The 23,069-nt window shown below is 64.8% G+C and carries 20 protein-coding genes and 1 pseudogene; 12 read left to right on the top strand and 9 right to left on the bottom strand.

The window, feature by feature from the left end; all coding sequences use genetic code 11:
• Positions 1–73 precede the first annotated feature (73 nt).
• From ACRQ5Q_RS12375 to ACRQ5Q_RS12350, 6 genes are all read left to right on the top strand, one after another.
• Entirely contained in the window at positions 74–1,432 is a 1,359-nt protein-coding gene (locus ACRQ5Q_RS12375; RefSeq protein ID WP_439398034.1) for a formimidoylglutamate deiminase, read from the top strand.
• On the top strand, positions 1,429–2,157 hold the full coding sequence (gene hutC, locus ACRQ5Q_RS12370) for a histidine utilization repressor (RefSeq protein ID WP_439398032.1): 729 nt from the start codon (positions 1,429–1,431) through the stop codon (positions 2,155–2,157). The genes ACRQ5Q_RS12375 and hutC overlap by 4 nt, the downstream gene beginning before the upstream one ends.
• 106 nt (positions 2,158–2,263) lie before the next feature.
• The gene (locus ACRQ5Q_RS12365) at positions 2,264–3,208 is read left to right on the top strand and encodes an ABC transporter substrate-binding protein (RefSeq protein WP_439369770.1); all 945 of its coding nucleotides are present in this window, start codon (positions 2,264–2,266) and stop codon (positions 3,206–3,208) included.
• Positions 3,209–3,279: 71 nt separating this feature from the next.
• Positions 3,280–4,053: an ABC transporter permease gene (locus tag ACRQ5Q_RS12360; protein ID WP_439399797.1), complete on the top strand. Its 774-nt coding sequence runs from the start codon at positions 3,280–3,282 to the stop codon at positions 4,051–4,053.
• The gene (locus tag ACRQ5Q_RS12355) at positions 4,050–4,835 is read left to right on the top strand and encodes an ABC transporter ATP-binding protein (protein WP_439369771.1); all 786 of its coding nucleotides are present in this window, start codon (positions 4,050–4,052) and stop codon (positions 4,833–4,835) included. The genes ACRQ5Q_RS12360 and ACRQ5Q_RS12355 overlap by 4 nt, the downstream gene beginning before the upstream one ends.
• The gene (locus ACRQ5Q_RS12350) at positions 4,828–6,060 is read left to right on the top strand and encodes a Zn-dependent hydrolase (RefSeq protein ID WP_439398030.1); all 1,233 of its coding nucleotides are present in this window, start codon (positions 4,828–4,830) and stop codon (positions 6,058–6,060) included. Before ACRQ5Q_RS12355 ends, ACRQ5Q_RS12350 begins: the two co-directional genes overlap by 8 nt.
• 138 nt (positions 6,061–6,198) lie before the next feature.
• On the opposite strand, the gene ACRQ5Q_RS12345 is transcribed toward ACRQ5Q_RS12350, so the two are convergent.
• Positions 6,199–7,147 (bottom strand): IS630 family transposase gene (locus ACRQ5Q_RS12345; RefSeq protein WP_439368321.1). Its coding sequence is split into 2 segments (ribosomal slippage): positions 6,199–6,810 and positions 6,812–7,147, totalling 948 coding nucleotides; the frame shifts between segments, so codons are not numbered across the junction.
• Between the two features lie 122 nt (positions 7,148–7,269).
• Here ACRQ5Q_RS12345 and ACRQ5Q_RS12340 point away from each other — a divergent pair.
• Positions 7,270–8,118 (top strand): annotated as a pseudogene (locus ACRQ5Q_RS12340) (catalase); the annotation flags it as partial.
• 20 nt (positions 8,119–8,138) lie between these two features.
• Here ACRQ5Q_RS12340 and ACRQ5Q_RS12335 read toward each other — a convergent pair.
• Together ACRQ5Q_RS12335 and ACRQ5Q_RS12330 are read right to left on the bottom strand one after the other, a co-directional pair.
• Positions 8,139–9,071 (bottom strand): helix-turn-helix domain-containing protein, encoded by a 933-nt coding sequence (locus ACRQ5Q_RS12335; RefSeq protein ID WP_439369774.1) that lies wholly within the window; start codon positions 9,069–9,071, stop codon positions 8,139–8,141.
• A 213-nt stretch (positions 9,072–9,284) separates the two neighbouring features.
• A complete protein-coding gene (locus ACRQ5Q_RS12330) occupies positions 9,285–9,500 on the bottom strand; it encodes a hypothetical protein (RefSeq protein WP_439398028.1) in 216 nt (71 codons plus the stop codon).
• A gap of 117 nt (positions 9,501–9,617) precedes the next feature.
• On the opposite strand from ACRQ5Q_RS12330, the gene ACRQ5Q_RS12325 reads away from it, so the two are divergent.
• On the top strand, positions 9,618–9,881 hold the full coding sequence (locus tag ACRQ5Q_RS12325) for a hypothetical protein (protein WP_439369775.1): 264 nt from the start codon (positions 9,618–9,620) through the stop codon (positions 9,879–9,881).
• Between the two features lie 497 nt (positions 9,882–10,378).
• Here the strand turns inward: ACRQ5Q_RS12325 and ACRQ5Q_RS12320 are convergent, their stop codons facing one another.
• Positions 10,379–11,368 (bottom strand): Bug family tripartite tricarboxylate transporter substrate binding protein, encoded by a 990-nt coding sequence (locus tag ACRQ5Q_RS12320; protein ID WP_439398026.1) that lies wholly within the window; start codon positions 11,366–11,368, stop codon positions 10,379–10,381.
• A gap of 284 nt (positions 11,369–11,652) precedes the next feature.
• Here ACRQ5Q_RS12320 and ACRQ5Q_RS12315 point away from each other — a divergent pair, with 284 nt between their 5' ends.
• On the top strand, positions 11,653–14,487 hold the full coding sequence (locus ACRQ5Q_RS12315; RefSeq protein ID WP_439398024.1) for an ATP-binding protein: 2,835 nt from the start codon (positions 11,653–11,655) through the stop codon (positions 14,485–14,487).
• Between the two features lie 6 nt (positions 14,488–14,493).
• On the opposite strand, the gene msrA is transcribed toward ACRQ5Q_RS12315, so the two are convergent.
• The 4 genes from msrA to ACRQ5Q_RS12295 form a co-directional block, all read right to left on the bottom strand.
• Positions 14,494–15,009 (bottom strand): peptide-methionine (S)-S-oxide reductase MsrA, encoded by a 516-nt coding sequence (msrA, locus tag ACRQ5Q_RS12310; RefSeq protein WP_439398022.1) that lies wholly within the window; start codon positions 15,007–15,009, stop codon positions 14,494–14,496.
• Positions 15,010–15,148: 139 nt separating this feature from the next.
• Positions 15,149–15,571 (bottom strand): OsmC family protein, encoded by a 423-nt coding sequence (locus tag ACRQ5Q_RS12305; protein ID WP_439398020.1) that lies wholly within the window; start codon positions 15,569–15,571, stop codon positions 15,149–15,151.
• 85 nt (positions 15,572–15,656) lie between these two features.
• Positions 15,657–16,346, bottom strand: coding sequence for a VOC family protein (locus ACRQ5Q_RS12300; protein ID WP_439369780.1), 690 nt, complete (start codon positions 16,344–16,346; stop codon positions 15,657–15,659).
• A 34-nt stretch (positions 16,347–16,380) separates the two neighbouring features.
• Positions 16,381–17,049: a sensor histidine kinase gene (locus ACRQ5Q_RS12295; RefSeq protein ID WP_439398018.1), complete on the bottom strand. Its 669-nt coding sequence runs from the start codon at positions 17,047–17,049 to the stop codon at positions 16,381–16,383.
• 327 nt (positions 17,050–17,376) lie between these two features.
• Between ACRQ5Q_RS12295 and ACRQ5Q_RS12290 the strand changes: the two genes are divergently transcribed.
• The 3 genes from ACRQ5Q_RS12290 (at position 17,377) to ACRQ5Q_RS12280 (ending at position 22,383) form a co-directional block, all read left to right on the top strand.
• Positions 17,377–20,220, top strand: coding sequence for an ATP-binding protein (locus ACRQ5Q_RS12290; RefSeq protein ID WP_439398016.1), 2,844 nt, complete (start codon positions 17,377–17,379; stop codon positions 20,218–20,220).
• 117 nt (positions 20,221–20,337) lie between these two features.
• Positions 20,338–21,045, top strand: coding sequence for a hypothetical protein (locus ACRQ5Q_RS12285; protein WP_439398014.1), 708 nt, complete (start codon positions 20,338–20,340; stop codon positions 21,043–21,045).
• 351 nt (positions 21,046–21,396) lie between these two features.
• Positions 21,397–22,383 carry a helix-turn-helix domain-containing protein gene (locus ACRQ5Q_RS12280; protein ID WP_439369783.1) on the top strand — a complete coding sequence of 329 codons (987 nt, stop codon included), beginning with the start codon at positions 21,397–21,399 and terminating at the stop codon, positions 22,381–22,383.
• Positions 22,384–22,529: 146 nt separating this feature from the next.
• Here ACRQ5Q_RS12280 and ACRQ5Q_RS12275 read toward each other — a convergent pair whose 3' ends face one another.
• Complete coding sequence (locus ACRQ5Q_RS12275) at positions 22,530–23,030, bottom strand: Dps family protein (protein ID WP_439369784.1); 501 nt, start codon at positions 23,028–23,030, stop codon at positions 22,530–22,532.
• Positions 23,031–23,069 lie beyond the last annotated feature (39 nt).

The following is a 23,069-nucleotide window of genomic DNA, read 5'->3' as shown; positions in this document are numbered from 1 at the left end:
CGGCGTGGGGATGCTTGACTTATATGTCTAGACATATAATCGTAAGCCGGTTCTGTCCAGCCGGCGTGTCATCATGTCCCGACTGCATTTTGCCTCCGCGCTCCTGCCCTCGGGCTGGGCCAATGACGTGCAGGTGGTCGTCGCCGCCCGGTCGATCGCGGCGGTGACAGCCGGCGTGGCGCCAGCTGCCGGCGACGAGCGCCACGCGATCGGGCTTCCGGGACTTGCGAGCCTGCACAGCCACGCCTTCCAGCGCGGCATGGCGGGACTTGCCGAGCTGCGCGGTGACAGTACCGACACTTTCTGGACCTGGCGCGAGACGATGTATCGCTTTGCGCTGGCAATGACGCCCGACGACGTCGCGGCCGTTGCGACGCTGCTCTATGTCGAGATGCTGGAGCAGGGTTTTACCCGCGTCGGCGAATTCCACTATCTGCATCACGACCGCGACGGTTCGCCCTATGCCGATATCGCCGAGATGGCCGCGAAGATCGCGCAGGCCGCCGAGGCCTCCGGCATTGCGTTGACGCTGCTGCCGAGTTTTTATGCGCATGGCTCTTTTGGAGGCGCGGCGCCGCATGCCGGCCAGCGCCGCTTCATCTGCACGGTCGATCAATTCGCCGCGCTGGTGGCTGCCTCACGCAACGCCATCGGAAATTTGCCGGGCGCCAATATCGGCATCGCGCCACACAGCTTGCGGGCGGTGGCACCGGACGAGCTGACCTCGATCATTCCGCTTGCGAACGGCGGGCCGGTGCACATTCACGCCGCCGAGCAGGTCAAGGAAGTCGAGGATTGCCTTGCCTGGTCAGGCCGTCGCCCGGTGCAATGGCTGCTGGAACACGCCCCCATCGATCAGCGCTGGTGTCTCATTCACGCGACCCACATGACGGATGAGGAAGTGACGGCATTCGCGAAGACCGGCGCGGTCGCCGGCCTCTGTCCGATCACGGAAGCGAGCCTCGGCGACGGCATCTTTTTGGCGCGCGAGTTTCTAGACGCTGGCGGCCTCTTCGGTGTCGGCACCGATTCCAACGTGCTGATCGGCGCAGCCGACGAAATGCGCCAGCTTGAATACGGCCAGCGGCTCAAGCACCGCCAGCGCAACGTCCTCTCCGGCGGCGCGGGCCGCTCGACCGGACGCTCACTGTTCGACGATGCGCTTGCCGGCGGCGCGCGGGCGCTGGCGCAGCAGACCGTCGGCCTCGCGCCCGGAGCGCGCGCCGACATCGTCACGCTCGACGCCGCGCATCCCTCGCTTGCAGGGCGTACGCATGACGCTGTCATCGACGGCTGGATCTTTGCCGCGGGCGGCGCTGCGATCGATTGCGTCTGGGCCGGCGGCAACAAGGTGGTCGAAGGCGGGCGGCACAGGCTGCGCCAGGCCGCGCGCGAACGCTTCAAGGCAGCGGTGCGGAGGCTCGTCGCATGAGCCTCGCTACAGAAGCGGCGGACAAGCCGACGCTCTACAAGCGCATCCGCGCCGATATCGAAAAGCGCATCCTGACCGGCGGATGGCCGCCCGGGCATCGCATTCCCTTCGAGCACGAGCTGGTCGCGCGCTACGGCTGCTCGCGCATGACCGTCAACAAAGCGCTGTCGGAACTCGCCCAGGCGGGCCTTATCGAGCGGCGGCGGCGCGCCGGCTCGTTCGTGCGCCGGCCGCAGCATCAGTCGGCGGTGCTCAAGATCGCCGACATCCGCGCCGAGATCACCACGCTCGGCCGCGCTTACGGCTACGAGCTGATCGGCCGCAAGCTGCGCGCGGCGACCGCTGCCGACCGCGACCGTCTCGGCGTCAAGAAGGCCGGCAAGGTGGTCGCGATCACCTGCCGCCATAGCGCCGACAAGGTACCGTTCGCGGTCGAGGACAGGCTGATCGACCTCTCATCCGTACCGAATGCCGCGACCGCTGATTTCTCCCGCGAGCCGCCCGGCTCCTGGCTGCTTCACCATGTCCCATGGACCGAGGCCGAGCATACGATCAGCGCGATCGTTGCGGACGATCGCACGGCGGAAGCGCTCGACATCGCCGTCGGCGCGCCCTGCCTCGTGATCGACCGCTACACCTGGCGCAGCGCCCGCACCATCACCGCGGTGCGGCTGCTTTATCCCGGTGACACTCACCGCCTCGTCGCACGATTCAAGGGAGGCTGAGAGGAGAATGTCGGCACAATTCGTGCAATGCTTCCGACAACGGTCTACATGGACCAATAGGGATCAACAGGACGTCAATCCATCGATCGGCAAGAGGACGACAATCATGCGTAGTTCGACAATTTTTACGACAATCATTGCACTTGCGGCAGCCACGCCGGTGCTCGCCGACGAGGTCAAGGTCGGCGTCGGCATCTCCGGGTGGACCGGCTTCGCGCCGCTGACGCTGGCCAAGGAAGCCGGCATCTTCAAGAAGAACGGCCTCGACGTCACGATCAAGAAGATCCCGCAGAAGGACCGCCACCTTGCGATCGCGTCCGGCGACATCCAGTGCGCGGCCACCACGGTCGAGACCTGGATCTCCTGGAACGCCAATGGCGTCGCCACCAAGCAGATCTTCCAGCTCGACAAGAGCTATGGCGCCGACGGCATGGCCGTGCGCAACGACATCGCCGCGATCAAGGACCTCAAGGGCAAGACGGTCGCGGCGTCCGCGCCCGGCACGTCGCCCTATTTCGCCTTGGCCTGGATGCTCAAGAAGAACGGCCTCTCCACGAAGGACGTGACCGTCGTCAACCTCGAGCCGGCTGCCGCAGCGCAAGCCTTCGTCTCCGGCCAGAACGACGCCGCGATGACCTATGAGCCCTATCTGTCGACCGTGCGCGCCGCGCCCGACAAGGGCAAGATCATCGCGACCACGCTGGACTACCCGATCGTGATGGACACGTTTGGCTGCACGCCGAAGTTCCTGAGCGAGAATCCGAAGGCCGCGCAGGCGCTCGCCGACAGTTATTTCGAGGCGCTCGACGTGATCGCGAAGGATCAGGCCAAGGCCTATGAGATCATGGGCGCGGACGTGAAGCAGAACGGCGAGCAGTTCGGCAACTCGGCAAAGTACCTGCGCTGGCAGGACAAGGCCGCGAACCAAAAGTTCTTCGCCGGCGATTTCCTGACCTTCAACAAGGAGGCCGCCGAGCTCCTGCTCGAGATCGGCATCATCAAGTCCGCGCCGAAGGTCGAAGACCTCTACGACGCCAGCTTCATCAAGTAAGCTTCAACGAGCTGCCGGTCCCGCCTCGAGGCGGGACCGGCGCCTGATCGACCACCTGGATAGACAGTTTGATGCGTCCCCTGGATCCCGTGACATCGAGGCAGCGCTTGGCCTTTGGCCTCGCGTTCTTCGTGCTGTTCGTTGCCCTCTGGTCCTGGGCGACCTTCGGCGGCCATGTGTCGAAGACCTTTCTCGCCAACCCGCTGACCATGGTGCAGGAAGGTTATGACTTGCTCGCCAAGCAGGGCTTCCTGTTCGACATCGGCATGACGATCTGGCGCGTCGTCGGCGGCTTTGCGCTCGCGGCGATCATCGCAGTGCCGCTCGGCGTGCTGATGGGCGCCTACAAGCCGGTCGAAGCGTTCCTCGAACCTTTCGTGTCCTTTGCGCGCTATCTGCCCGCCTCCGCCTTCATCCCGCTTCTGATCCTGTGGGCCGGCATCGGCGAGTTGCAGAAGCTGCTCGTCATCTTCATCGGCTCGGTGTTCCAGGTCATCCTGATGGTTGCGGTGACCGTCGGCGCCACGCGGCGCGACCTGGTCGAGGCGGCCTACACGCTGGGCGCCAAGGACCGCGGCATCATCCGCCGCGTGTTGCTGCCCTCCTCCGCTCCCGAGATTGCGGAGATCCTCCGGTTGGTGCTGGGCTGGGCGTGGACCTATGTCATCGTCGCCGAGCTGATCGGCTCGTCCTCGGGCATCGGCCACATGATCACCGACAGCCAGGCCCTGCTCAACACGGGCCAGATCATCTTCGGCATCATCGTGATCGGACTTATCGGCCTCGTCTCCGACTTCCTGTTCAAGGCGTTCAACGCCTGGCTGTTTCCGTGGAAGCTCGCATGACCCTTCTCAAGATCGAACAGGTCTCGCGCACCTTCCCCGCACGCCACGGCAACGCGCCGACCAGGGCGCTGGAGCCGACCGACCTCACCATCGGCAACAACGACTTCGTCACCATTCTCGGCCCGTCAGGCTGCGGCAAGTCCACGCTGCTGCGCATCGTTGCGGGCCTCGACCGTCCAACCGGCGGACGCGTCACGCTCGACGGGCGCGAGGTGACCGGCCCCGGCGCCGACCGCGGCATGGTGTTCCAGTCCTACACGCTGTTTCCCTGGCTGACCGTGCGCGAGAACATCGCCTTTGGCCTGCGCGAGCGCGGCGCATCCGAGGCGGAGCGAAACAAGATCGCGGATGCCTTCATCCGCCAGGTCGGATTGTCCGGCTTCGAGAACCATTGGCCCAAGCAGCTCTCCGGTGGCATGCAGCAGCGCACGGCGATCGCACGCGCGCTCGCCAATGATCCGAAAATCCTGCTGCTGGACGAGCCCTTCGGCGCGCTGGACAATCAGACCCGCGCCCTGATGCAGGAGATGCTGCTCGGGATCTGGGAGCGCGACCAGAAGACGGTGCTGTTCGTGACCCACGACATCGAAGAGGCGATCTTCCTCGGCAGCCGCGTCATCGTCATGAGCGCACGTCCCGGCCGCATCAAGGCCGAGATTACCGTGGACCTGCCGCATCCGCGCTCGTACAAGATCAAGACCACGCCCGAATTCGTGCAGCTCAAGGAGCGGCTGGTCGAGGAGATCCGCACCGAGGCGTTGAAGGTTGCCGAACATGCCTGATACTCAGCCCCGCGCCGACGGGAATCGCGTCCTGGCCGACCTCAATGCGCTGCGCGCCATCGGCGCCTACAAGACCGGCGTGCACAAGCCAACCTTTTCCGAGCCGCACAGGCAATCGCTGGATTGGCTGGTACGAAAACTGCCCGACGCTGACCTGTCCGCAACGATCGACGGCATCGGCAACGTCTATGGTACCAGCACGAAGCCCGGGCCGAAGCTGCTGGCGGGCTCGCATCTGGAGAGCCAGAACTACGCCGGCTGGCTCGATGGCCCGCTCGGCGTGATCTATGCGCTCGAAGCCGCCCGCGTGCTCAATGCCGATCCCTCCGTGAAGGGCGCCGTCGAAGTCGCGGCCTGGTGCGACGAGGAAGGACATTTTGGCAGCTTCCTCGGCTCGCGCTCCTATGTGGGACAAGTGACGGAGGCTGAAATCGACGCCGCGCGCGATCGCACCAGCGGGCGCGCCATGCGCGATGCCCTCGCCGAGATGGGTCTGTCGGGGCGCGCGCGTGTCGCCGTCGAGCCGCGCCGGCACGTCGGGTATCTGGAGGCGCATATCGAGCAAGGCGACACGCTCGAAAGCGGCCATCTTGCGATTGGCGTCGTGACCTCGATCGTCGGCATCTGGCAATACCGAATCAATTTCAGCGGCGAGCAGAACCACGCCGGCACCACTCGCATGGCCGTTCGGAAGGACGCCGGTCTCGCGCTGGCGAAGTTCTGCGTCGCGATCGACGAACGTTTTCCTGATAGCTGCGGTCCGCGCACGGTCTGGACGACCGGCCGCATCACGCTCGAGCCGGGCGCGCCGAGTATCATTCCGGGCGGTGCCGAAATGCTGTTCCAGATCCGCGACGATAATCCGGCGGTCATCGAACGGCTGGAGCAGTTGCTGCGCTCGATGGCGGACGAGGCCAGTGCCAAGGGCCCCTGCACTGTCAACGTGGAGAAAATCCGCACCGGCGCACCTGCCATGATGAACGCAGGTATTCAGGACGCGATCGAAGCTGCGAGCAAGGCCGTTGCCGGCGGCCGATCCGTCCGCATGCCCAGCGGCGCCGGCCACGATGCGCAGATGCTCGCGACCGTCATGCCGGCCGGCATGCTGTTCGTGCCGTCGATCGGCGGCATCAGTCATCACTGGACCGAGAACACGGCCGATGCTGATATCATCACCGGCGCGCAGGTCTTCGTCGATGCCTGCCGGCGCATCTTGAGCGGGTAGCCGGAGGCAGTCCTCCGCATCGCGCCGACAGAACGGCAACCGATCACATTCGTTCCACCTTGCACGCGCTTTGAGCGGGATCGTGCAAGGCACGATCGGTTTGGGCAAGACACCGTTTCGCGCACCACCTAGAGCGTTTCACATTTTGATTGAAGCATAACCGGCGCTGGCGAAGTAGTTGGCGCATTCGCGAGGCTGGATGTCTTGGACGAGGTGACCGATATGGCGCCAAGTCTCCTCGATTGAGCGCTTCTGAGCTTGCCGCATCCAGTGTTTGATCTTGGAGAAGGCCTGTTCGATTGGGTTGAGGTCGGGCGAGTATGGCGGCAGGTACCAGAGTCTGGCGCCAGCAGCCTTGATCATTTGCCTGACGGCTTTCGACTTATGGCTTCCGAGATTGTCGAGAATGACGATGTCGCCTTCACGCAGGGTTGGCAGGAGAATGTGCTTTACGTAACCACGGAAGCATTCACCGTTGATCGGGCCATCGAAGACGCAGGGTGCCGTGAGTTGGTCATGGCGGAGCGCGCCGAGGAATGTGAGGGTACGCCAGTGACCGTGCGGAGCGAAGCCGCGCAGGCGCGCCCCTTTGGGTCCCCAGCCTCGCAAAGGGGCCATGTTGGTCTTGATCCAGGTCTCATCGATGAAGACGAGCCGGCCCGGATCGAGCCCGGCCTGCCAGGCTCGCCAACGCAAGCGCCTACGAGAGACGTCGGCGCGAGCCTGTTCGAGGGCGAACAGTGTTTTTTTTGAACCGCAGCCCTTCCCGGCGCAGGAACAGCCAGACCGCATTGTGTGAGACCTTGACCCCACGGGCTGCCAGTTCCGCCTTCAGACCATGCAGCGTCAGGTGCGGCGTCTGAGTGATCCGCTCGACGATGAAGGCGCGGTGCGGATCAAGCACAGGCTTGCGGTGACCACCCATCTTGCCAGGCGCTACCGAGCCGGTCGTTCGATAACGCTGTGACCACTTCACAACTGACGAGACAGCAACGCCAAACCGTTCCGCCACAGATCGGCAGCTCTCACCTTTGGCAACAGCGGATACCGCACGCTTACGCAAATCGTTGGAAATTGGTCGGACCATCGGATGCTGGCCTCCAGCCCAGCCAGCATCTTGAATCATATTCGTCCCAGACCCGGAATCCCCTCCGATTCAATAAATCCGTGAACCGCTCTAGCCTGCCCGCCCAACGCGAGAAGGCTCGCATGTCCAATGTCCCCGCCGCAACGCCCGCATCCATCGTCGACGCCCTCAAAGCCGTCGCCGGCAACCCGCCAAAGGTCCGCGCCAGCTTCGCCAAGGGCACGAAACCATCGCGCGTGCTGGCACGCTTCTCGGTCGGCGGCGGCAATCCCGCCGTCGCCGACACCAACAATCTCGTGCTGCGCGGCTTCAGCTTCAAGCTCGGCGCCTACGATCACCGCTCGGATATCCTCGCCGAGAGCGCGCCCGTGCATTTTGCGCGAACGCTCGATCAGATGCTGGCTTTCCTCAAAGCGCGCATCCCGGGGCCGGATGGCACCCTGATATGGCGAAGGTGAAGGCTTTCTCGGCGGCCAACCCTGAGACGCTCAACCAGGCGAACTATATCGCCGCGCGTGCGCTACCCGGAAGTTTTGCCGGCACGACTTATTGGGGCGTACACGCCTTTCCGCCACGAACGAGCACGGCGAGACGCGCTTCATCAAGCTCAAGGTCGTTCCGGCCGGCGGCGAGATCACGCTGAGCGAGGACGACGCCAAGGCAAAGCCGGCCGACTTCCTGCACGACGATCTCGGCAAGCGGATCGCCGCAGGCACTGTCCGCTTCAACGTGATGGCGCTGCTAGATCGGCCCGGCGATCCCACCCTGGACGTCACACGCGCTGGCCCGATGAAGATGATCGCGAGTAAGTGCGCCTCGGCACGATCGTGATCACCGGCTTCGAGCCCAACCAGGCCTGCGACGGCTCCATCTTCAACCCAGCCAATCTCTCCGATGGCATCGGTCCCCCGCCCGACGAGATCTTTGCGGCGCGGCGCGCCGCCTACACCATCTCTCTCGCGAAACGCCGCTGGGGACGGAGGCGTCGGCTTCATGCCTCGCTGCCGGAAGTGCCGGGCGCCTCGCGGCGCCACGCTGCGGGACTAACGCCGGCGATCGAGGAGAACACGCGTGTGAAGTGGCTCTGGTTGGCGAAGCCGGCCGAGATCGCGATCTCCGACAGCGGCAGGTCGCGGACGCCCATCAACTGCTTGGCTGCCTTGACGCGCTGATGCAGCAGCCATTGGTGCGGCGGCATGCCGACCGAGATTCGAAATGCGCGCGAGAAATGGCTGACCGAGAGATCGAGCTCGGCCGCAACCTCCTGCAGCGAGAGCTTGCCGCCGAGGTCCGACTCCAGCCACTCGCACGCGCGCTTCGCCTGCCAGGGCGCAAGACCGCCGCGCGCGGGCGCGGACTTACGCTGCAGCCCGCCATAGGCCCGGGCGACGTGGGCGGTGAGCCCGAGCATCATGTGGTCGATGAAGAGCTGATTGGCCTCGTCCGGCCTGCGCAGCCCTTCCTGCAGTGACGCGCCGATGTGGCGGATGATTCCGTCATCATGCCCGACACCGACCTCGCAGTCGAGATCATCGACCCGCGGTACATGACTCTGATCGGCGATGCTGTCGAGCGCCGAGCGTGGAATATAGAAGAACAGCGAATGGAACGGCTTGTCGATCACGTAGCGCGGATCGCGCTTGAGGTCATAGAGGTAGGTCGTACCGGCGCGAACGTCTGCCTTCGCGACGGATTTGCCGCGCTCCCAGAGCTCGCAATCCGGGTAATCGTGCAGCTTCAGGCTGACCAGGAAGGCATCCTCCGCGGCCAGAGAGCCGGACAGGCCGCGCTCCGGATGGTCGTTTCGGGTCTCGGTGACCGCGAGCTCGGCACTACGCAGCGAGCGAGCGACCAGCACGGGCGGCGCGTCCTTCAAGCGCAGGAATTGCCCGAGCCTCTTTCCGTAGGCGCCTGCCTGTGTCATCGGCTAGTCCTTCTGTGGCAGTCCAAGTGCAGGCCACAGCGTCCTGCAATTCTGCGGCGCATTATCCGACATCCGCCAATGTCTGTCCACGCGGGCGTACGCGAGGCTCGTCAGATTTTCACAAATGCACGACAACGGCGCAAACGTCGCATTCTAGTTCAAATCACAGACACGCCTTCGGAGCTGAGTTTGACCGGGTTATGAAGGGGAAGCTCAAGGCACCGACTTTGATCCGGTCGGAAAGTTATTTTGAAGCGCCGCCCGGTTTCGTTTCTGGGCGGCGTTTTCTTCGCGTTTCGCTTGACGTTCCGACTTCTCCATCTGCCCGAGAAAATGGTCCCGAAGGAACAAAACGCTCTGCTTGCTTGCGATGTTCTCTCTTGGAAATCTGTTTTGTATAGCTGCCATACCCGTAGCGATGACAGACATCCCGGATTTCACATCGCTATTCGGCAATAGCTCAGGCTGTTTGGCGCATCGCGGAAAAACCCGAACCTGTGCTACAGTCAGCAGATGCGACTGAATGCCAGTTGAGGGCCAAACGTCATGTGGAACTGGATGTTGCTGGGACTGGAAACCAACCGCGTAATCGGACTGCGGATCACGAAGCTGATGCGAGGCGGCAAAGCGGCGCAACGCGAAGCCCAGCGCATGGTCACTGAAAAGATGTTTGCTGCGGCGAAGGCCGGTACAAGCCTGATGGCCGGAGCCTCCGCAGACAAGATTGTTGCGCAGTATCGAAGGAAGGTGGCGGCCAACGCCAAACGGCTCAGCCGCGAACAAACACGCCGCAAGCGAAAATCGCGCTGATCCTTCGACGGCGGGGCTTCCTTGCTCTGCTGCTTGACCGCCCACAGCCGGTGGGCTTCGTGCTCCTGGGGATCATGCACTCACGACTCTTCGCGGCGCTCGCGGCATCCCTCACGCCGATCTTGGCGCCTTTCCATGCCAGCGGGACAAGGTGATCCGCGCACGTCGCATGCTCAACGAGGCGCAGGTCTTGACAATCATTCCGGTATCGAGGACCACGCGACGCCCCTTGCGCCGAGGCCGGTTCGGGTCGAGCTCGACCCTCGCGACGCACTTGGCGCGCGTCGGCCGTGACGCGCGCCACGTGCGGCGAGGAGGCACACCGGGGACGGCAGATACGACCGGCCAGCATCGTCACCCGCGGCGTGACCAAAGCGCGATGAGATTGGGATGAATCGTCATCGCCCTCTAGGTTATTGCTTGAGCGTGATCCTTTCGGAAAACCGCTTCACACTTTTCGCTAACCCTGTCCTCCGGGTCCCGATCATGCTGTGATCTCAAAACCTCTCCAGCCCGATCGATTTGATCATGCCCGCCAGGCTCGCCGACGTCGCCTCGACGAGGCGCTGGAATTCGGCCGGCTTCGAATCGCTGTCCGGCTCCATACCCTCGGCACGGTAATTGGCCTGCATCGCCTCGTCCGCCATCGCCATGCGCGACGCCTGCGCGATCCGGTCGATGATCGCATCCTCGGTCTGCCGGGGTGCGAACAGGCCGAACCAGCCGTCATAGCGGAGTTCAGGCATGCCGGATTCGATGGCGGTCGGGATATCGGGAGCCACGCTCAGCCGCTTCGCGGTGGCGACCGCGATCATCCGGATCTTGCCGGCCTCCCGCCACTGCTGCAATTGCGCCGACATCACGGCAATGATGAGGGGGATCTGGCCGGCGAGGAGGTCGTTGCTGGCCTGCGCGATGCCCCGATACGGGACATGGACGATGTCGAGCCCGCCCGCCTGCAGCTTGAAGGCTTCACCGACGAGATGATTTCCGCTGCCGTTACCGGGTGTCCCGTAGGACAGCTTTCCCGGATTGGCCTTCGCGTAGGCAATCAGCTCCCGCAGATTTGTGACGGGCACCGCCGGATGGACGACGAAAACCAGCGCGCTGGTGATGAGGCGGCAGATGGCGCGGAAATCGTCCATCGCATAGGATGGATTTTTCGCTAGCAGCGGAATGGCCGCCTGCGTGCTGTCGTTTCCGAGCAGCAGCGAGTAACCGTCGGGCTTCTCGCGCGCGACCGCTCCTGTCCCGATCGCGCCGCCCGCACCGGTGATGTTTTCGATGAAGACGGGTCCAAGCAGCGACGACATCTTCTCCGCCCAGGGACGCCCGATCTGGTCGCCGGATCCGCCTGCCCCATAGGGAATGACCAGGCGAATGGGACGGGAGGGATAATCGGCGCCGTGCCCGATGCGCGGAATCGCCGCAAGCGCGGCTGCGCCCGACAATGCATGGACGATCTGTCGCCGCGAGAAGGAAGACATGCCCGAATTCCGGAAGCGATTGGTTACGGACCGAGACGAGACCGGATACCGGATCCCATCGCAGCAACCGGCGACCGAGGTCAATGCTCCGTCTGGATTAGGCGGTGGCGTCACCGCCATGTCGTGTGCTCTAACCCGCTACTTTTAAAACAATATTTCGGAAGACGGCCGACCCACGCGGCCCATGCAGGGCTGCCGGCCCTGCCCACTGCTTTCGGCCAGTGGTCCGTTCTGATAGACCACGAAGAAATACCTTCTGACTCCCGTCGCGGGGGCAATGGCGCGTGCCAGATCGTAGCGAAGACTCGTCCATTTCATTTGGGCCATTTCGACTGTTTCCCAGGTCCCGGCTCTTGGAGAAGGAGGGCGTGCCGCTCCATGTGGGCGGCCGCGCGCTCGACATCCTCATTTTCCTGGCCGAGCGGCCTGGTGAAGTCGTCGACAAGAGAGAGCTCGTCAAGCGCATCTGGGCCGACGTCAATGTCGACGAGGGCAGCCTGCGCTTCCATGTCGCAGCGCTGCGCAAAGCGCTCGGCGATACCGGCAAGTCGGCACGCTACGTCGTCAATGTGCCCGGCCGCGGCTATTGTTTCGTCGCCTCGCTCGCCCCGCCGGCCGCGCCCGCCGCGCAGCCGACCATCGACATCCTGCCTCCCCGCGCGCTTCCCGCGCCGATCTCGAAGATGGTCGGACGGGAGGAGGTCGTCGAAAAGATATCGAACGGACTCTCGCTCCATCGCTTCATGACGCTGGTCGGCCCGGGCGGCATCGGCAAGACCGCCGTCGCCATCGCCGTCGGGCACCGCCGCTCGCCCGATTTGCCCGGGCGCGTCTTCTTCGTCGATTTCGGCCCGCTCCGGGATGCCACCCACGTCGCAACCACCATTGCCTCCGCGCTCGGCCTGACCATCAGCGCGGAGGATCCGACGCCGGCCCTGCTGACGTTCCTCAAGGTTGGGCCGGCCCTGCTGATCCTCGACAGCTGCGAGCACGTGCTGGACAATCTGGCCCCGCTGGTCGAGCACATCGTGCGCGAGGCGCCGCAGCTTCGCGTTCTCGCAACCACCCGCGAATCGTTCCGCAGCGAAGGCGAGCGCATCTTCCGGCTGTTCCCGCTGGATTGTCCGCCCGAGCGCGAAGGGCTCGCTGTCGCCGAGGTCCTCGCCTATCCCGCCGCCCAGCTCTTCGTCGAGCGCATCGCGCAGAGCTCCGGCCCGTTCCAGCTCGGTGCGGAGGAAGCGCCTCTGGTCGCGAGCATCTGCCGGCGCCTCGACGGCATTGCGCTCGCGATCGAGCTCGCGGCGGGGCGGGTCAATGCCTACGGCATCGCCGGCACCGCCTCGCTGCTCGACAGCCGCTTCTCGCTGCAATGGCGCGGCCGGCGCACGGCCGTGCCGCGGCACCAGACGCTCGCCGCCGCGCTCGACTGGAGCTACGACCTGCTGCCTGAGGCCGAGAGCGCGACCCTGCGCCGGCTCTCCGTATTCGCCGGGCCTTTCGCGCCGGAGGCGGCTGCCGCGGTTGCATCCGGTGACGGCCTCAGCGCATCGGAAACGCTGGAGGCCATCGACAGCCTGGTCACCAAGTCGCTGATCTCGCCGTGCGGTGCGCGGACGTTGCGCTATCGCCTGCTCGACACCACGCGGGCCTACGCGCACGGAAAGCTCAGCGCGCTCGGCGAAACCAGGCAGTTCGCACGCCGCCATGCCGAGTATTTTCGCGATCTCTTCGCGCATGCGGAGGCCGACACATCGACACCGCTGCCCGAATGGCTCGGCATCTATGGTGCGGAGCTGGATAATGTGCGCACAGCGCTCGACTGGGCTTTCGCGCCCGAGGGCGACACCGAGCTGGGAATCGCGCTGACGGCGGCCGCGGTCACGCTGTGGGTGCGGCTTTCCCTGTTCGCCGAATGTCGCGAACGAAGCAAGACCGCACTCGCGGCGCTCGGCGACGCCGGCGAAGACCGTATCCGCATGCAGCTCCTGTCGGCACTCGGCTGGTCGCTGATGTATGGCGAGGGCCGCGCGCGCGAGGCGCGCCCGATCCTGGAGACGACGCTCGAGCTCGCCGACAGGCTCGACGACAAGGATTTCCGGCTGCGCGCTCTCTGGGGCCTGTGCATCGATCAGTTCAACAACGGACAGTTCGGCAAGGCCCGTGCATTCGCCGATCGCTTTGCGGACGCGGCGGCGAACTCTCCCGACAGGACCGACGTGATGCTGGGCGACCGGCTGACGGCCGTCGCGCTACATTATCTCGGCGAACAGAACGACGCGCGGCTGCGCATCGACCGGGTGCACGCGTCGCTGCATGTGCTGGCGGAGAAGCCCAAGATCTTCCCGCTCGATCTGAGAATATCCACGCAATATTTCCGCGCGCGCATCCTGTGGCTGCAGGGCCTTGCCGACCAGGCGCAGGCGCTCGCCGCCAGAAACATCGAGGAGGGCCGCGCCAACGGTCACGCCCTGACCTTCTGCAGCGTGCTGGGACAGGCCGCCTGCCCGATCGCCTTCTGGGCCGGCGATTTCGACGCTGCGGAACGCCACGGCACCGAGCTGCTCGATCACACCGAGCGGCACGCGATCCGGCTGTGGGGATTGTGGGCGCGGGCCTTCAATGCGGCGGTGATCGCCAGGCGCGGCAACGTCGCGAGCGGCCTGCCGCTGCTGCGCGAGGAGCTCAACCGCGCCGGCGATGCGCGCTTCCTGCCGCGCTTCCTTCCACTACTTGGCGAGCTTGCGGCGTGCTTTGGCGGGGCCGACCAGGTCGACCGCGGCCTCGACGTGATCGAGGACGTCTTGACCCGCTGCCACGACCGGCAGGAGCTCTGGTATCTGCCGGAGCTGACCCGCATCAAGGGAGAACTGATGCGCCGGAGCGCAAAGCATTCGGGCGACGCGGAAGCGCATTTTCGCGAGGCCATGGGCATCGCAGTCCAGCAGGGCGCACGTTTCTGGGAGCTGCGCTGCGCGACCAGCCTCGCGCGGCTGATGGGCGCGACCGGCCGGAACACGGACGCTCTGGCCGTTCTGGAGAACGCCGCCGGATCATTGACGGAGGGTGCCGAGATCGCCGACATGCGCAGCGCGCGTGAACTGATCGCGCAGTTGCGCTGAGACGCTCTACCTTCCCACGGCAGCCGCGCGGCGCGGCAGCTTCCAGTCGGGCCGGATGAAGTGACAGGTGTAGCCGTCGGGATATCGCTCGAGATAGTCCTGATGCTCGGGTTCAGCTTCCCAGAACTCGGCTGCGGGCGCGACCTCGGTCACCACCTTGCCGGGCCACAGGCCGGACGCATCGAGGTCGGCGATGGTGTCTTCGGCAATCCGCTTCTGCTCGCCGCTGGTATAGAAGATCGCGGAACGGTAGCTCGTGCCGAGATCATTGCCCTGACGGTTGAGCGTGGTGGGATCGTGGATCTGGAAGAAGAACTCCAGCATGGTCCGGAAGCTGGTCTTCGCCGGATCAAAGATGATCTCGATCGCTTCGGCGTGGCCTTCATGATTGCGATAGGTGGCGTTCTTGACCGTGCCACCGGTGTAGCCGACCCGGGTGGAGATCACGCCCGGCTGCCTGCGGATGAGATCCTGCATGCCCCAGAAGCAGCCTCCGGCCAAAACTGCGCGCTCAGTCGTCATCTGATGCTCCCAATTGATCGCTCTGTCGGTTCTGCGTCTGCCGCATCATAGGCTCTCGGACGCCCGGCGGAAAGCCACGCATCTCACGCCTGTCCACCCGGTTCCTAGAACCGGACGGACCCAAATTGAAAACTCGCCTCTAGCCCAGTTTGGCGTCGAGCGTGATCGCGGCGTTGAGCACCTTCGACACCGGGCAATTCTTCTCGGCCTCACTGGCGATTCGGGCAAAGGCGGCATCGTCGAGGTTCGGCACTTTTGCGCGCAAGGTGAGCGCCGACTTGCTGATCTTGAAACCCTTGCCCTCGGGCTCGAGCGTGACGGCGGCTTCCGTCGAGAGTTCGTCCGGCGTGAAACCCGCCATCTGCAGGCCGAAGGCGAGCGCCATGGTGAAGCAGCCGGCATGGGCTGCTGCGATCAACTCTTCGGGATTGGTGCCCTTCTCGTTCTCGAAGCGGGTCTTGAACGAATAGGGAGTCCCGGCAAGCACGCCGGATTCGCTCGACAGCTGGCCTGTGCCATCGCGACCGGTGCCCTTCCAGACTGCCGTTGCCTTGCGGATCATCTCACTTCTCCTCGCTTGTTGTTGACACCGGCGCTCCGTACCGGCCGAAGGCGACATCAGCGTGACCGCCTGGCGCCAGCTCGCTTCAGGTTGGCAGTTCCTGGCCGGCCTGCTCGCGCACGATGTAGTCGGCATACCAATCCGCCCAGTTGTCGTCGTGACCGCCGGTACGCTTCTCGTGCTCGCCATGTGCCACCGAGGCGCGGCGCAGCGCCGCGGCGAGATCAGTTTGCGATGCGAATGTCGTGTCGTCTGCCGCGATGCGTCCGGGCAACCGTGTCGTGACCTCCTGGAACAGCCAACCATTGCCGTCGGGATCACTGAACGAGGCGAATGAGCTGTAGCTGCCGCGCTTCGGGTCAGCGCCGCTGACGCGAACTCTGCCGAACAGATACGGCTCATCGGGCCCGGCATGAACATCACCGGCACCGTGGAAGGGCTCGCTGACGGCAATGCCACGCTCGAGCAGATCCTTTCGCGCGGCCGCGAGATCGGAGACGATCAGATACAGACCTCGCGCCGAGCCAGGGGCGGCCGGCGTGACGTTCCTGCCGAAGATCACGGAGCAGGCCGAGCCCGGCGGCGTGAACTGGATCACGCGCCAGTCGTCGAGTGAGGCGAAATCGGCATCCAGTCGCCAGCCGAGCCGCGCATAGAATGCCTTCGCGCGGTCGACGTCGGACACCGGAATGACGACGACTTCGAGCTTCATGTCAACGCTGCGTGATGCCGACGGCTTGGCCGCGGCATTGCGGTCGATTTCGAGTGTGGCCATGTCGAACTCCCGTGGTGTGAGTTGAGGCAATCCTTCAGGCGGCGGTTGGCATCACGATGGTCACCCGCGTGCCGCCCTGCCCGGCTTCACCATGCAGCCGCGCATGGATGCTGCGGGCGAGCCCTTCGAGAATGCGGCTGCCGGTGCCCCGGAGCGGACCGATCGCACCAATGCCGTTGTCGGCCACCGTGCAGACCCAGGCGCCGCCGCGGCGCGCGACGTCGATGCGGATCAGCCCGCCGTTCATGTTCGGGAAGGCGTGCTTTGCCGCGTTCGTGACCAGCTCCGTCAGCATCAGCGCGAGCCGATGACAGTGTGAGGCCGGCAGCACGCCGCCTTCGATTGCGGCTTCGCAGCGGATGCCCGCCGGCTCCAGCACCGCCTCGGAAAGCGCCCCGCACAGATTTTCGAAGAAAGGCCCGACGGAGACCGTCGACGGATCGTCGTTGCAGCACAGCAGCTGATAGAGCCTGCCAAAGGCAACGACGCGCCGCTCGAACCGGTCCACCGCCAGCGAGACGTCCCTCGTGCCGGTCCGTGCGAGGTCGCGGCGGACTGACGCACCCAGCAGCGTCAGCGTGTTCTTCATGCGATGGTGGGACTCGCGCAGCACGAGCTCCCAATCGCGCGACTGATCGTCGAGACCTGCGGCGAATTGAGATCGAACGGCACTCCCGTTCGGCATCGAGCCGATGGTGGACATGACAGGCTCCCGCTGCAATGAGACCTCACTCGAAAGCTATACTGAATGCGCCGCCTGCGATTTGCTCGTTAGACTTTGCAAGATTCTGTTATGATCGGCGGCGTCACAATCCGGCAGCGGAGACCGCCGTCGCGACGGTCAAGCACACTGACGAATTGTCGCGGCCCGCGTCGTAAGCCGCTCGCGTTTATGCAGAATTTGCGGGTGTCATTCCCCGGGCGCTCCGGCGATCGCCACGCGATTTCGCCACTTTCGACCGGTTTACTCGCGATGTCGTTCTGCTAGACCAAAGTTGCAGACAGCATCCCTTCATTGGACCATTGGCTCGTGTCGGACACTAACGACCAGGATTCGGCAATCTTCTTCGGACCATTCCGGCTGTTTGCAAAATCGCGGCTTCTGGAGAAGGACGGCGCCCCGCTTCATCTCGGCGGTCGCGCGCTCGACATTCTGATTTTTCTCGCCGAGCGCGCCGGCGAGGTCGTGGACAAGCGGGAGTTGATCAAGCGCGTGTGGTCCGACGTGAACGTCGACGAGGGCAGCCTGCGCTTCCACATCACGACGCTGCGCAAGGCGCTGGGAGACGCCGGAGAAGGCTCGCGCTACGTCGTCAACGTGCCCGGCCGCGGCTATTGCTTCACCGCCCCGCTGCTCCGTCCTGCTGTTGCGGAGAGCCGAACCGGCACGCCTGTCACTTCGCCGCACGCGCTGCCCTCGCCGCTTGCGCGGATGATCGGACGGGACGACGCGGTCGAGAAGATTTGCGCCGAGCTCGCCCTGCATCGCTTCGTCACCATCGTTGGCCCCGGCGGGATCGGCAAGACCTCGGTCGCAGTCGCCGTCGCGCATCGCGAGCGCGAGACGTTCGAAGGCCAGGTGTGCTTCGTCGATTTCGGCGCGCTGACGGATGCGCGGCTCATTCCCGGAACGATCGCGGCCACCCTCGGCTTGACGGTCAATTCCGACAACCCGACGCCGGGCTTGCTGAGCTTCCTGCGCAGCCGCCGCACGCTGCTGGTGTTCGACAGCTGCGAGCACATCCTCGACGACCTCGCGCCCCTGGCCGAGCGCCTCATCCAGGAGGCGAGCGAGCTGCACGTTCTCGCCACCAGCCGGGAATCCTTTCGCAGCGAAGGCGAGCGCGTGCATCGGCTGTTTCCGCTGGATTGCCCGCCCGAGCGCGACGGGCTCGGCATTGCCGACATCCTTGCTTATCCAGCAAGCCAGCTCTTCGTGGAACGCATTACCGAAAGCCTCGGCGATTTCGAGCTCAGCGAGCAGGACGCGCCGCTCGTCGCGGAAATCTGCCGGCGGCTGGACGGCATTGCGCTCGCGATCGAGCTCGCGGCCGGACGCGTCAACGCCTACGGCATCGCCGGGACCGCCTCGCAACTCGACAGCCGCTTCTCGCTGCTGTGGCGGGGACGCCGCACCGCCATTCCACGGCACCAGACCCTGAGCGCCGCGCTCGCCTGGAGCTACGATTTGCTCCCCGCAGCCGAGAGCGCGACGCTGCGCGGATTCTCGGTGTTCGTCGGGCCGTTCACGCTGGAGGCCGCGCTGGCGGTCGCATCCAGCCAGGGCATCGGCGAATCCGAGGCGGTCGAGGCGATCTCGAACCTCCTGTCCAAATCCCTGATCGCAACCTCCCCTGCCGAGCGGCGGCTGCGCTATCGTCTGCTCGATACCACCCGCACCTTCGCCGGCGACAAGCTCGTCGAGAACGGGGAAGCGGACCGCGTCGCGCGTGCACATGCCGAATATTTCCGCGATTTGCTGCGCGACATCGCACTCAAATCCTCCGGGCTGCAGAGCGCGGGCGGCTTCCTGCCCTATGCTGACCATTTGCCCAATGTCCGGGCCGCGCTAACCTGGAGCTTTTCGGACAGCGGCGACCGGACGCTCGGCGTGGAGCTGGCAGCCTCGGCCGCGCAGTTCTTCCTCGAGCTGACCTTGCTGACGGAGTGTCTTCGCTGGACGCAGCAGGCGCTGGCCGCTTCCGATACGGGCACATTGGACCGCCGCCAGGAGATGACGCTGCAAGCCGCGCTCGGCGTCTCCGTGATGTTCACGCAAGGCAACACGGAGGAAGTCCGAGCCGCGTTCACGCGCAGCCTTCAACTCGCCCGCGAGCTCGAGGATTTGCACTGGCAGCTCTGGCTGCTACGCGGCCTGCATATCTACCTGACCAGGGTCGGAGATTTCCACGGCGCGCTCGGGACCGGCGTCGATGGCGAGAGTGTTGCGCGCAAGCTGAACGATCCAGCTGCCGCACTGAACGTGGAATGGATGCTCGGCGTCGCACATCATCTGATCGGCAATCAGGACAAGGCGGTGCGGTTCTGCGAGAGCGCGATGTTGCACAATCCCGGCTCGCAGCGGCTGAATATCGGACATCTCGGCTATGACGACCGCATCGTCGCACTGGTGGCGCTGGCGAGGGGGCTCTGGCTCATCGGCCGGCCCGATCGCGCCATCGAGGCGGCCAGATACACGGTGCGCGAGGCCGAGCTGCTCGAACAGCCGCTGACGCTCGGCATTTCCCTGATCTGGACCATCTACGTCTTTCTCTGGGTCGGCGACTGGGCCAATGCCGAAATCCTGATCGAACGGCTGATCGATCATTCGGCGCGGCACTTCCTCGGCCCCTATCACGCGGTCGGGATCGGCCAGAAGGGCGAACTGATGCTGCGCCGCGGCGACCTTGCCGCCGGCATCGAACATCTTCGCCGCAGCCAGGCCACCCTCTATGCGACGCGGCACCGGATCATGACGACGGTGTTTGCGACGGCGCTCGCCGAGGGTCTCGCGGCGCACGACCAGACCGGCGAGGCCTTGCGCACGATCAACGAGGCCATCGCCCAGATTCCCGATCATGGCGAATCCTTCGACATGCCGGAGATGCTCAGGGTCAAGGGCGACATCCTGGCCCGCTCGGGCAACCCAGCCGAGGCCGAAACCTGCTTGCGCAAAGCGATCGATCTGTCACGCCGGCAATGCGCTCTCGGCTGGGAGCTTCGCGGAGCGATCAGCCTCAGCCGCATCTGGCACCGGGCCGGAAAAGCCCGCGACGCTCGCGACCTGCTCGCCCCGCTTGTGGCGCGCTACCAGGAGGGCCTCGCGACTCGTGATCTGGTGACCGCAACGGGACTGCTGGGCGCGCTGAATTGACAGCGTGTTCAACGGGATACCGCCCAAATCCCTGCTCGCAACTCCTAACAACTTCTAACACGCCAAGCCGCAAGCGCCCCGCCATGGTGGTGGCACTCACTGCGGATATTGCGGGACATGGCTCTTCTGGACGACGTGATCGATGCCAGCGGCGGTTTGGCCCGCTGGAACAGCTTGAACCGGTTCACGCTCCATTTGTCCGTCGGCGGAACGCTGTTCGCAAGCGCCGGACATGCCAGGGAATTCAAGGATGTGATTGCGGAAGGCTCGACCCGGACGCAATCCGTTCGTTTCACCGGCATCACCGGCGGGGAATATTCGGCCTCCTTTCAACCGGATGCGATCACGATCGAAAGCCCCGATGGCGAGGTGCTGCGGACCTGGCGCAATCCGAGCCTGGCGTTCCCCGGGACCGGCTCTGCTGCACTCGCGGACGAGCTTCACCTCGTGTTCTTCTGCGGCGTCGCGATCTGGAATTATCTGACTAATCCGTTCCTGCTCGCCCACCCCGGTGTCGTGCTGGAGGAACTGGCGCCGTGGCACGAGAACACCGAAACCTGGCGGCGGCTGCGCGCGCAATTTCCCCCGAGCCTGATCACGCTCGCGCCCGATCAGATCTTCTATTTCGACGCGAACGCGCTGCAACGACGGACGGATCACGATCTGTTCGGAACGAAGGTCGCGCACTACTCCTGGGCCCATGACAGTTTCGGCGGCATCGTGGTGCCGACGCTGCGGCGCGCGCAGGCGCTGCAGCCTGACGGAACCGTGATCGCCAGGCCCGTGCTGATGGATGTGGAGATTTTCGATGCCGTATTCGAGTAGCAGCGGCGAGGCGCCAACGAGCGCGCAGGCCTCGGCAGGCGATCTGCGATCGAGCCGTCGCTCCATCAGCTATCACAGCGTTGACCATGCGCGCGCAACGCGATCGAACTCTCCCGCGCCACGCCGGCTGAAGCAAGCAGTTGAAAAGCTTGACGAAGTCGGATCAACTGCGACGAGCTGCCGCATCCTGTGCACTCGCACAAAATCTAACACATCCTAATCACCCCTAACGGGCTTCTTGTCGGGCCCACGCCTATCCTCCGACCATGGAAAGCCTTCTCGAAAGCCTGGTGACCGGGCTTGAGAGTTTGCCGGTCGCCCCCAGCGACCGCGATGCGGAGAGAATGAGCGATGTTTACCGACTTGCAGGCGGCACATGCCTGGACTGATCTTCAGGCTGGCCCCCGGGACCATCAGGTGCATCAGGCGGCACAGCCGATTCCCAGAGAAAGCGGATGGCGCAGGCTCGAGCGCGGTACGAATGCGGCGATCGAGGACATCGCGATTTCGCGATGGGAGGATGTGAGAGACAGCTCGTCGCACGAGGCAACGACGCCTGAGGATCGGTATTTCGTCGGCATTGCACTGAAGACCACGCGAGCGAAATTGACGCGCGACCGCCAGATCATTTTCGACGGCGTCATGCCCGCAGGCACGCTGTATGTCAGCGCGCCGTCGAAGCCGCTCCGTGCACAATTCCAGGCGCCCTGCGCCTTCCTGCACTTCCACCTCCCGGCTGACCAATTTCCGGCGCAATCGCCCGCGACCGACGGGCTTGGCGACCTCGTTCTGCTACGCGATCCGCTCGCCGCCGAGCTCGCCAAGGCGCTGATCGAGCATGGCGATGCCGCAGACCGTCAATTCGCGCGCTGTGTCGGCCAGACCCTTGCGATGCATCTCACGCGGCTCGAGCCGCCACGCGCGCGGGTCAATGCGCTGCCGAAATGGCGGCTGCGACGAGTCGAGCGGCATATCGCCGATCATTTCGACCGCAGCATCAGCCTGTCCGAGCTCGCCAGCGTCGCCGGCCTGTCGAGGATGCACTTTGCGGCGCAATTCCGCGCCGCGACCGGCTATCGCCCGCGCGAATATCTGCTCAATCACCGGATCGAGCACGCCAAGACGCTGCTGGCGACGACCGGGCGGCCACTGGCGGAGATCGCGCTTGCCGTCGGCTTCTCTACGCAGGCGCATTTTTCGACCGTCTTCAAGCGGATCAGCGGCCAGTCCCCGGCACGTTGGCGCCTCACCAGCAAAAGCGCTCGGCGTGAGATCGAGGCGATGCCGCGGCACCGGCCCGCTACGGACGGAGGCTGGATCGCCAGCGCGGCTGCGTAGCACGTCGTTCCCTGCCTTTGGCGCAGGCGCCCTGCCGCTTGCGCCGGCTCGCACCCTCTTCCTCCCGGGTCTGTGAGCCAGTTGGGGCCGTCCCTGCTCCCACACGGGACGGCCCCTTTTTTCTTGTTTTTTCTCGGCGTCGGGAATCACCCATGCGCGCCGGTGCGGCCCGACTCGTACAGGAACCAGACCCGCCGCTCTGCCTCGTCGATCCAGTTCTCGATCAGGCTTGCCGTTGCGACATCGCCATATTCGTCGCAGAGCTCGTGGACGCGCCGCATCTCGCGCGTGAGCTGCTGGTTGTCGCTGCGCAACTCCGCCAGCATGTCCAGGGGATCGACATAGTCCGCATCGTTGTCGAGGATGCGCTGCTCGCGCGCGATCTGTCCGATCGAGCGCAGCGTCGTGCCGCCGATCTTGCGGGCGCGTTCCGCGATGTCGTCGGTCATCGCAAAGATCTGGTCGGCCTGCTCGTCCAGCAGCAGGTGATAGTCGCGAAAATGGCTGCCCGACATGTGCCAGTGAAAGTTCTTGGTCTTCAGATAGAGCGCGAAGACGTCGGCGAGCAAGGCGCGTAGCGCGGCGGGAATGTCGCGGCTCGCGTTGGCGCCGAGATCGGTCGGGCCTTGAAGGTCTGCTTTGGTCATGTTCGTTGATCCATCGGTGAGGAGACGAACCCTTAGCAG

The sequence above is a fragment of the Bradyrhizobium sp. PMVTL-01 genome (assembly GCF_051861855.1).
Lineage (GTDB): Bacteria > Pseudomonadota > Alphaproteobacteria > Rhizobiales > Xanthobacteraceae > Bradyrhizobium.
This window is presented reverse-complemented; position numbering and strand designations above follow the sequence as displayed.